This is a genomic window from uncultured Brachyspira sp., from assembly GCF_944388875.1.
Lineage (GTDB): Bacteria > Spirochaetota > Brachyspiria > Brachyspirales > Brachyspiraceae > Brachyspira.
On the sequence record NZ_CALXKQ010000022.1, the window covers coordinates 35,113 to 45,228 of the forward strand.

General features: G+C 28.8%; 9 protein-coding genes and 1 pseudogene. 9 read left to right on the forward strand and 1 reads right to left on the reverse strand.

Translation table 11 applies throughout. The features are described from left to right. The first annotated feature begins 12 nt into the window (after positions 1–12). From atpF to Q0J69_RS11360, 8 genes and pseudogenes are all read left to right on the forward strand, one after another. Entirely contained in the window at positions 13–516 is a 504-nt protein-coding gene (gene atpF, locus Q0J69_RS11325; RefSeq protein WP_297207587.1) for a F0F1 ATP synthase subunit B, read from the forward strand. A 25-nt stretch (positions 517–541) separates the two neighbouring features. Next, positions 542–1,090 carry an ATP synthase F1 subunit delta gene (gene atpH, locus Q0J69_RS11330; RefSeq protein WP_297207590.1) on the forward strand — a complete coding sequence of 183 codons (549 nt, stop codon included), beginning with the start codon at positions 542–544 and terminating at the stop codon, positions 1,088–1,090. A 23-nt stretch (positions 1,091–1,113) separates the two neighbouring features. After that, positions 1,114–1,755 (forward strand): ATP synthase F1 subunit delta, encoded by a 642-nt coding sequence (gene atpH, locus Q0J69_RS11335; protein ID WP_297207593.1) that lies wholly within the window; start codon positions 1,114–1,116, stop codon positions 1,753–1,755. Positions 1,756–1,785: 30 nt separating this feature from the next. Next, a complete protein-coding gene (atpA, locus tag Q0J69_RS11340) occupies positions 1,786–3,285 on the forward strand; it encodes a F0F1 ATP synthase subunit alpha (RefSeq protein WP_297207596.1) in 1,500 nt (499 codons plus the stop codon). Positions 3,286–3,291: 6 nt separating this feature from the next. Continuing rightward, positions 3,292–4,155, forward strand: coding sequence for a beta-1,6-N-acetylglucosaminyltransferase (locus Q0J69_RS11345; protein WP_297207598.1), 864 nt, complete (start codon positions 3,292–3,294; stop codon positions 4,153–4,155). Positions 4,156–4,169: 14 nt separating this feature from the next. Beyond that, a complete protein-coding gene (gene atpG, locus Q0J69_RS11350) occupies positions 4,170–5,048 on the forward strand; it encodes an ATP synthase F1 subunit gamma (RefSeq protein ID WP_297207600.1) in 879 nt (292 codons plus the stop codon). 129 nt (positions 5,049–5,177) lie between these two features. Continuing rightward, a pseudogene (locus tag Q0J69_RS11355) lies at positions 5,178–5,937 on the forward strand (ankyrin repeat domain-containing protein). A 587-nt stretch (positions 5,938–6,524) separates the two neighbouring features. Further along, on the forward strand, positions 6,525–7,268 hold the full coding sequence (locus Q0J69_RS11360) for an ankyrin repeat domain-containing protein (protein WP_297207602.1): 744 nt from the start codon (positions 6,525–6,527) through the stop codon (positions 7,266–7,268). Between the two features lie 319 nt (positions 7,269–7,587). Here the strand turns inward: Q0J69_RS11360 and Q0J69_RS11365 are convergent, their stop codons facing one another. Beyond that, a complete protein-coding gene (locus tag Q0J69_RS11365) occupies positions 7,588–8,850 on the reverse strand; it encodes an RtcB family protein (protein WP_297207605.1) in 1,263 nt (420 codons plus the stop codon). A 212-nt stretch (positions 8,851–9,062) separates the two neighbouring features. Between Q0J69_RS11365 and Q0J69_RS11370 the strand changes: the two genes are divergently transcribed. Continuing rightward, positions 9,063–9,971, forward strand: coding sequence for a radical SAM protein (locus Q0J69_RS11370; RefSeq protein WP_297207608.1), 909 nt, complete (start codon positions 9,063–9,065; stop codon positions 9,969–9,971). Positions 9,972–10,116 lie beyond the last annotated feature (145 nt).

Here is a 10,116-nt window from a genome sequence, read left to right on the forward strand (position 1 = left end):
GGATTAGATTATATGGCACTTTTAAAAATAGATCCTGGTATTATAATATGGACTTGGATTACATTTTTACTAGTTCTTGCTATACTAGGTGCTTCTACTTGGAAAATAATACTTAAGGGCTTAAATGCACGTGCTGATAAGATTCAAGAAGATTTGGAAGAGGCTGAAAAGACTAGAGAAAATGCTAAGAAATCTTTGGCGGCATACAGAGAGCAGATTGATAATGCAAAAGCGGAAGCTAGTTCTATTATAGAAAATGCTAGAATTGAAGCTAACAGAGTTAGATATAAAATTATAAATAATGCTAGAGAAGAAGCTGAAGCTAATAAAAATAAGATACTTTCTGAAATAGACAGATCCAAAGAAGAGGCTGTCAATAGTGTTAGAAAACAGGCTGTTGATATTGCTATTGTTATGGCTGAAACTATTCTTAAAAGAAATATCAATAAAGAAGATAATCAGGCATTAATCAATGAATTTATCAATAATGCCAATAAAGAAGAAAATGTAAAATAGATAATTTTAGGAAATAATTTGAATTATGAAAGAAAGTGATAGATTAGAGATATTAAGACCGACTGCGGCAGCTGTATTTGATTTGGCTAAACAACTTGGACTTATAAAAGAAATATATAATGAACTTTCTGAATGTTCTAAGTTATTTCAAGATGATGATATAAAGAAATATTTTTTTGATAAATTAATTTCTAAAAATGAGAAATTAAAATTAATAGAAAAGAAACTTAAGCCATTGCTTTCAAAAGAAACTTATGCTTTTGTTTCTATATTGACTGAACATGATAGTATTGAAGTTTTGCCTGATATTATTGATCTGTATAGGGATATAATGGATGATTATTATAATATAGTTAGAGTCCGTATTATTACTGCTTATGATGTTGATGATAAAACTATGGATAGCATTATTGGAACGGTTAAATGTTTTTCTGATAAAAAGATAGTTTATGAAAAGGAAATAGATGAAAGTATTGTTGGAGGTATAATAGTTTACGTTGGTACTACAGTTTATGATTATAGTATAAGGAATCAAATAGACGTATTGCAGAATAAATTTGCTCATGGTGGTTAATAAAACATTATTAGGAGTATAAAATGGATTCTATTGCTGATAACATTTTAAGTGATCTTAAAAAAGATGTACTTAAAGAGATTACCAGAGAAAAAGCCAGCAGGTTTACCAGAATTGTAAAAAGTGAAGCTAGTGCCAAAAATTATGCAAAAGCTATGTTTGATGCTGCTGCTGAGCTTGGAAAGATAGAAGACATTAAAAAGGATTTAAATATTGTTTATTCATCTTTAATAGTTGATAAAGATATATTTGATTTTTTTAAATCAAGTTTTATTGACGGAAATTTGAGAATAAGAATGTTAAGAAAGGTTTATGAAGGCAATATATCTGAAGAAACTTTCAATCTTATTGCTATTTTAATAGAAAGGGATTTAATTGATATATTATTTGCTATAATAGTAGAATATGAAAACCTATGTAATGAATATTATAATATAATAGTGGCAAAAATTACAACTTCATCGGTTATAACTGATATGTCAGATATGGATGTATTAAAAGAACGCATACGGAAAATGGCAGGCGGTAAGGATATTCATTTTACTTTCAATGTGGATGAATCTATAATAGGTGGAGTTATAGTAGAGATAGAAGATATGGTTTATGATTACAGTATAAAGAATTTACTTACAGAATTGTTGCTTTCTATCTCGGATAATAATTAATGATATTTTTTATATTTGAGGAATAGACTTATGAATATAAAAGCTAGTGAAATTGCAGCTGTTCTTAAAGAGGAGATTAAGAATTATAAAGCTGATTTTACTCCTAATGAAGTTGGAGTAGTTGTTGAGGTTGGTGACGGTATAGCTAGAGTTATAGGGCTTCCGCATGTTATGGCTAATGAGATGATTCTCTTTGAATGCGGTTCTATTGGACTTGCTTTTAACTTGGAAGAAGAAACAGTAGGTGCTATAGTTTTAGGGGATTATTTCGGCATTAAAGAAGGAAGTAAGGTTACTAGACTTAAAAGAATATTAGAGGTTCCTGTTGGAGAGGTACTTTTGGGAAGAGTTGTTAATCCTTTAGGAGTACCTATAGACGGACATGGTGAAATTAATACGGATAAAAGAAGAGTTATTGAGTTTCCTGCACCTGGTATAGCTGACAGACAGGCGGTAAAAGTTCCTCTTCAAACTGGTATTAAGGCTATTGATTCCATGACTCCTATAGGAAGAGGGCAGAGACAGCTTATAATTGGAGATAGAAGTACTGGAAAAACTAGTATTGCACTTGATGCTATAATAAATCAAAAAGGCAAAGATGTTATATGCGTATATGTTGCAATAGGACAGAAGGCTTCAACTGTTGCTGGTGTTGTGGAAACTTTAAGACAGAATGGAGCATTAGATTATACTATAGTAGTTGCTGCAACTGCTGCTGATTCTGCTCCTTTACTATACATAGCTCCTTATGCAGGATGTGCTATGGCAGAATACTTTATGTATGAAAAGAAAAAAGACACTTTAATAATATATGATGACTTAACTAAACAGGCTAATGCTTATAGACAGATATCATTGCTTTTAAGAAGACCTCCTGGAAGAGAGGCTTTCCCCGGTGACGTTTTCTATTTGCATTCAAGACTTCTTGAGAGGGCAGCTAAACTTAGTGATGAATTAGGAGGAGGTTCTTTAACAGCACTTCCTATCATAGAAACTCAGGATAATGAGGTTTCAGCTTATATTCCTACTAACGTTATTTCTATAACAGACGGACAGATATATTTGCTTGCCAATTTATTTATGAGTGGCGTTCGTCCTGCTATTGATGTTGGTATATCAGTTTCTCGTGTAGGAGGTAATGCTCAGACTAAGGCTATGAAAAAAGTTGCTGGTACTTTGAGGCTTGATCTTGCTTCTTACAGATATTTGGAGGCTTTCTCACAGCTTGGTATCGGTCTTGATAAGGCTACTTTGGCTCAGTTGGACAGAGGTGCTAAAATGGTTGAATTACTTAAACAGAAGCAATACAGTCCTATGCCTTTTGAAGAGCAGGTTGTTGTTATATTTGCTGCTACTAAAGGATTTTTAGATAATATTGAAGTTGATAGAGTTCATGAGTTTGAGTGGAGACTTCTTCAGTATATGAGAGCCGATAAACAGAATGTACTTGATAAAATTAGAGATTCTAAAGATATAGAAAATCAGGATGAACTTTATGCTGCTATAGAGGAATTTAAGTCTAAATTTTAATAGTGTATGAGTAAAATTTGTTTTTTGATTGCTGCACATAAAAATCATGATCAATTGATGAGGTTAATTAATCATCTTAAAAAGGATTTTGATATTTATGTGCATATTGATAAAAAATCAAAATTAGATATTAAAAGTTTTGATAATGTAAAAGTATACAAAAAATATAAAATATATCATGCTGAGTTTAGCCAGGTGATTGGAACTTTATTTTTACTTAATGAATCAAGTAAAAATAATTATGATAGATATATTTTTATAAGTGCTCAGGATATTCCTCTAAAGACTAATAAAGAAATAATTGATTTTTTTTCTAAAGAAGAAAATAATGATAAGGAATTTATAAATTACAGAGAAGTTATAAAAAATGATACTTTTTATGAAGTATCAAAGGATAGATTATGTTATTATTATCCGCATTTTTGCATAATAAATTATTATCATAAATTATTCCATTATAAAATAAGAAATATATTATTAAAAATATGGCCTAAAAGAAAGATGATTGAAAATTTATATAATGGTTCATCTTGGTGGAATTTAAGTGATAATGCTGTTAAATATATATTAGAATATGTAGAAAAAAATACTAATTATATAAAAAGATTTAATTATACATGGTGTTCTGATGAATATTTTTTTCAATCTATACTATTAAATAGTAAATTTGCTAGTAATTGTAAAGATGAATATTTGAGATATGTAGATTGGTCTTGGAAATATGGTGCTAATCCAGTAACTTTTAAACTTGAAGATTATGATGATATAAAAAGTAAATGTGGAAATTCTTTATTTGCACGTAAGTTTGATGAAAATATTGATAATGATATAATAGATAAATTATATAAAGATTTAGAAAATTCTAATTAATTTGGAGTTTTATTATGGCAGAGAAACTTAACGTATTAAAGGCGAGAATAAAAGCTGTAAACAGTACTCATAAAATAACTAAGACTATGGATATGATAGCACGTTCAAGAACTGCTAAAATATTAACGGTAGAACAAGGCATGCGTCCTTTTACTCAGAAATTAAACAGGATAGTAGAAGACCTTTCTCATTCAGATATGGATCATCTTCATCCTTTGCTTTCTCCAAAGAAGAAGATAAAAAATATAATATTATTCGTTGTAACTTCAAGCAGAGGATTATGCGGTTCATATAATACAAAAATTTTTGATGAAGCTATGGAGAGAATAAGGCATCATCACAGACATGGAAGAGAGGTTCAGCTTCATGTTCTAGGTAAAAAAGGCGAAGTATATTTTGAAAAGCAGGGTATACCAATAGCAAGAAAATATCCGCGTATAGATGAGGAATTTACTTTTGATGACTGTGCTGCTGTAGTTCAGCGTTTCATGCATGAGTATGCAGTTGATAGAGCATCGAGAGTTGAAGTTATATATACTAGGTATTATACTAGAGTTGTACATATACCTAAAATAAAAAGTTTAATACCTATGATACCTGATGAGGAAGATATTGAAGGTCATAAGATAAAAAAACAGTTAGATTATGTAATAGAGCCTAATAGGGAAGATGTATTAAAAGAAATTGTACCTATGGCTATTAAGACTTATTTTTATTTTATGCTTACAAGTTCTTTTTTATCTGAAAATGCTGAGAGGTCTATTGCTATGAGAAATGCTACTGACAATGCCGAGAGATTATTAACAGACCTTAAAAATAAAGCCAACAGAGCAAGACAGGAACATATTACTAATGAGCTTCTTGATATTATAGGCGGTTCTGAGGCTATATAATTTATTTTGTATGTATAAAAAATTAAATACCATTCATATATTTTATGAGTGGTATTTTTTTTATTTTTAATTCTTTAATCATTATGCTATAATATCTCAGATTATATTAATTACTATACGGCGGTGTTTATGAAAAGAATAAAAATGTTAAAAACTATATTTTTAATTTCTTTATTATCAATTATTTTTTATTATATCATGCAGGAAAAAAGAAGAGGTTAGTATAAGTAATAATTCTGTGCATGTGAGTTCTCCAGAAAATATATATCATGCAGTATATACAAATGTTGTAAAGATTCAGGGTAAATTTGTTAATATGAACTCTTCCCTCTCCTATGCTGATAGAGAAGAAGGAGAATACAGCGAGGAGTATGATATATTTGAGGCTATAGAAAATCATAGCTTAAAAAGAGTAATGGAATTAATAGGAGAAGGTGAAGATATAAATCAAACTTATAGCGGTGAGAGAAAATATAGCGATTTTTTCAATGATTATTATTATCTTGACGGAGCTACTCCTTTAATGTTTGCTATATTTTATATAGATTTGGGTATAATGAAATATTTGCTTGATAAAGGTGCTGATCCTTATACTAAAGATGATTACCCTTACAATTGGAATGCCTTTTTATGGGCTTGCGTTGTTGGAAATGTTGATGTAATAAAAATGATTGTAAAGTTTTATCCTGATTTAATTAATTCTACACATGTCTATGATGAAAACGGACTTCATATGGCTGCTTTGAATAATAATACAGAGGTATTTGAATATTTGGTTAATGATTTGGGTATGGATATAAACAGTACAGATGAGGACGGTGCTGGAGTTTTGTATTATGCTGAAAAAGATGAGGCTATAGAAAAGTTAAAAGAACTTGGTGCCAAATAATATAAATTGTGTAATACATTAATATATGCTGAAAATTTTTAACTTTGTCAACTGATGCTCTTTATATAGAATTATCAACTTTTTTGACGCACAAAAAAGTTGCTGCCACAGGCACGCTTCGCGAAAACGCAAATACTACAACCTTATATTATTACAATACGTATTAAATGTATAGTAATACCTGAAATTTAGGTTAAAAATGCAGTCTTTTTGGTTCTCGCCAGAGGCGGGCTTCGCCTTGGTCACAAAAAGAACTGGGGGTGTGGGGGCAAAGCCACCACAAACAATAAAATTAAAAATCTAAATTTTGACAAACTTAAAAATTTTTAGTATATAAAAAAATCGAGCATCTAGCAATGTCTAGAGCTTTAAAGCAAGATTTTTTAATTTTTTAATGAAGCAATTTTTTATTAATAATAAATAATATAATAGATTAAAAAATCGAGCGTCTAGCAAATTCGCCGAAGGCGGACAGTGTCCTTGCTAGACTCAATTAGCGAACAATTTTTTGTTAATAATAATAGAAAATAATTTGTTTTTATTGTATAATACTTTACAAATTATTAATTTACTATATGGCGGTATTTATGAAAAAGATATTATTAATTTCTTTGCTATTAATTATTTTTATTATTTCATGTAAAAAGAAAGAAGAAGCAAGTGTAGGTATAGGAGGAAATACTTCATATGTGAGTTCTCCAGAAAATATATATCATGCAGTATATACAAATGTTGTAAAGATACAGGGTAAATTTGTTAATATGAACTTTGCTTTCTCTTACGGCAACAGAGAGGAAGGAGAATACAGCGAAGATTATGATATATTTGAAGCTATAGAAAATCATAGTTTAAAAAGAGTACAGGAATTAATTGAAGAAGGCGAGGATATTGACCAAACTTATTATGGCGATGGTAGTTTATACAGCGAATTTATGGATGACAGTTATTCCGCAGGCGGTGCTACACCTTTAATATTTGCTATATTCTATAGGGATTTGGGTATTATGAAATATTTGCTTGATAATGGTGCTGATGCTTATATTACAGATGATGACGGATGGAATTCTTTTTTATGGGCATGCGGTACTGGAAATGTTGATGTAATAAGAATGCTTGTTCAGGCAGATCCTGATTTAGTTAATTCTAAAAATCCTTATGATGCGAATGGGCTTCACATGGCTGCTTTAAATGATAATGTTGAAGTATTTGAATATTTGGTAAATGACTTAGGTATAGATATAAACAGCACTGATGAGGATGGAGATGGAGTTTTATATTATGCTAATGAAGATGAAGCAATAGAAAAGTTAAAAGAATTAGGTGCTGAATAATATTAGATAAACTTATATTTAGATATAATAGAATACCATTCATATATTATTTTATGAATGGTATTTTTTTATTTTAAATTTTTTATATTATTGACTAAGGAATGATTAGACTTGTTTCAAAAGTACTTGACAAGATTATGTATAAAATTTTTATGATTTATAATTATAAAAGTAATGTTTTACATATTGTATAACTTATTATTTCAGTATGTATCGCCGTAGGCACGACTGTGTGCTTCGCAGCAAAGCCCCAACTATAATAAAAAATATTGAATTAAAACTATAAGGTATTAACAAATTAAAAACAAGTCTATTTTTATTAAGAAGCTTTTATATTTAAAACAGGCCTTAATCTGTCTATTATATTTGCAGTTGGTTCTATTAAAGTTTCTATTTCTTTAGAATCTTTATATGCCTGTGGTGCTTCATCTAAAGTATTTTTTGATATACTGCTTGAGTAAATGCCTTTCATAGATTCTATAAAATCTTTCATATCTATTTGCTTTCTTGCCTGCATTCTTGATAAAACTCTTCCAGCTCCATGAGGGGCAGAGAAATTCCAATCCTCATTGCTTTTTCCTTCGCATATTAGTATACCGTCACGCATGTTAAAAGGTATTATCATTTTTTCACCTTTATAACTTCTTATAGCACCTTTTCTTATTATAAAATCCTCAAAGTCTATAAAGTTATGTATAGATGAAAAAGTATTTTCTGTTTTTACATTAAGAGCATTAGTGATAATATTAAGCATTGCTTCTCTATTTGTTTTGGCATAATACTGAGCTATTACCATATCAATGCAGTAATCAAACATAGCCTTGCCGTATATATAATCTCCGCTTCTTACTATTTCATTATACTCATTATATTCTTTTGTTGTTTTATCAATAGCATCATTTACACTATTTAAAAAATCTTTAGCTTCTTCTATTCTTTTTTTATTTTTTCTTACATGATATTCGCATACCATTGTGCCGAAATTTCTTGAGCCTGAATGTATAGTGATAAAGTAATCATTATTTATTGAACTTCCTATTTCTATAAAATGATTTCCTCCTCCTAATGTTCCTATGGAGTTGTTAAATTTTTCTAAATCCATTTCTATTCTTTGGCATAATTTTTCTATATAATTATTATCTATCTCAAATATGGTAAAGTTTGTATTATATCTTTTATTATAAGCAATTATAAAGTTTCTTATAAGTTCATTTAATTCTTTGAAATTAAAAAATGAATAATTACTTTTTTTATGAGTTTTAAAACCCATAGGAATATTTTGTTTTATAGTTTTGTCAATTTTTTCAAGCTCAATATTTTTTATATTATCATTTAATTTTGAAGTGAGCATTCCGCAGCCTATATCAACACCTATATGAAAAGGATTAACTCTTTCAGTTAAAGGCATTGTAAAACCTATTACTATACCCTTTCCAATATGAGTGTCTGGCATTATTCTTACTTTCACATTTTCGCTTGCTTTTTCATTTAAAATATTATAAATCAAAGAATAAGATTCTTCATCAATATTATCAGTAAATATTTTGCAGTCTTTGTTATATTTTCCTTTTAACTCTATCATGAAAGTATACCCCTTTCTTTAACTATTAATAATATTATAAATTATGATAATGTCAAAAATTGTCATTTATGCATATACTAAAAATTTTTAAGTTTGTAAAATTTTGTTTTTATTTTAATAAACGTACTTGATAAAAATATTAATATACAGTATTATATATAAATACAATGTTTTAATATATTATTTTTATATAATATAAAGAGATAAATTATATGATTAAATACAGAGAGATTAACTGCAAATCGGCTTTAAATAAAGTAGATAATGAATACGGATTTTGTTATGATTTAAATATTTACAGAGGGTGTCTTCATAAATGTTATTACTGTTTTGCTGTGTATTCACATAAATATATTAATTCAAAAGATTTTTTCGGAGAGATATTTGTAAAAAAGAATATTGCAGAAGTATTAGAAAAAGAATTATCATCAAGGAATTGGAAGAGAGATATTATTAATCTAGGAAGCGTAACTGATAATTATCAGGAAGCAGAAAAAGATTATAAACTTATGAGAGATGTTTTAAAACTCCTAATAAGATATAAGACACCAATGTGCATATCCACGAAAAGCGATTTGATATTGAGGGATTTTGATTTAATAGATGAGCTTTCAAGAATAGTGCCTGTAAGAATAGCAACAACTATAACAGCATTAGATGAAAAATTGTCATCATTGATAGAGCCTAATGTTATAAGTCCAGAGAGAAGATTTAACATATTAAAAGAGTTTAAAAAGACAAAAGCTGTAACAGCAGTTCATACCATGCCAGTTATGCCTTTTATTACAGAAAATCAAGTAGAAAATATTTTTAAAAAGGTTAAAGAGTATAATATAGATTACTGTGCCTGCGATGTTCTTAAATTGCGAGGTGAATGCAGAAAAATATATCTTAATTTTGTTAGGCGTACGTTTCCAGAGCATTATAAAAAATATTTGTATATATATGGTTCTGACGGACTTTTAAAAGATGGGTATAGAGAAAAACTGTATGCCAAAATAGAAGTATTAGAAGAAAAGTATAATATCACATACAAAACTAAAGAAGAACTCAACACGGAAGACAGTGCTTATAACAGGTATAATGGTAAAGTTTTAGAAGAAGAGCCTAGTTTGTTTTAAAATTTATTGTATTTTTTATATGTTATTGTTATAATATAATCGTATTATTTTATAGGAATTCTTATGATAAGACAGACAGACAGACAGACAGACAGACAGACAGACAGACAGACAGACAGACAGACAGACAGACAGACAGACAGAC